The following is a 747-nucleotide window of genomic DNA, read 5'->3' as shown; positions in this document are numbered from 1 at the left end:
GTCATTGGTTTTCTCACAGGATGGTCTTGGATCTTACATTCTTTATCTCTAGCACATCTTTAGAAAAATGGTATTAGAGGGGCATTACCGGGAATTGGGGAATGCGGCTGAGGCAATTTTTCATGCTAATCGCTTGGATTGGGAGGCGGGTGTAGATCAATGGGAAGAGGTGTTTGATGAAGCGTTGCGGCTGAGTCGTTACGGGGAATGCGAGTCGCTGCTGGCAGTTAGAGGTGAGTTGTGGATTAAAAGTGATTTTTGGCTTGGTAAAATTTCAATATCGGAGGGAAATTACTATGCTCAGTTGGCTCGATACGCAGAGGTAAAACAGGAATATTTAGAGGCAGTTGCAGCTTACGATCGGGAATTCATTCTAACTCCCGATAGTAAAGCTACGCTCAACAACAAAGGGATTGCGCTGGGAGCTCTGGGTGATTTGCAGGTACAGCTAAGTGAATTTGAGGCGGCAAAATTATCTTATTCAGAGGCGCTCGCAGCCTTGAATTCTGCTTTACTTATTGCACCGGATTATATCGCTGCTCTCAACAACAAAGGGACTGCGCTGCAAAGTCTGGGTCATTTGCAAGCATGGCTAAGTGAATTTGAGGCGGCAAAACTATCTTACTCAGAGGCGCTCGCAGCCTTGAATTCTGCTTTGCGAATTGCACCCTATGATCTCGCTGCTCTCGGCAGCAAAGGGATGACGCTGCAAAGTCTGGGTCATTTGCAAGCATGGCTAAGTGAATT

Annotated in this window: 1 pseudogene; it reads left to right on the top strand. The window is 46.3% G+C overall.

The window, feature by feature from the left end:
* Positions 1–67: 67 nt before the first annotated feature.
* Positions 68–747, top strand: a pseudogene (locus QUA80_RS13875) (hypothetical protein); the annotation flags it as partial.

This window comes from Microcoleus sp. F4-D5, assembly GCF_036704885.1.
Taxonomy (GTDB): Bacteria; Cyanobacteriota; Cyanobacteriia; order Cyanobacteriales; family Microcoleaceae; genus Microcoleus.
Note: the sequence above shows the minus strand (reverse complement) of the source record. Positions and strands in the feature narration are given on the sequence as shown.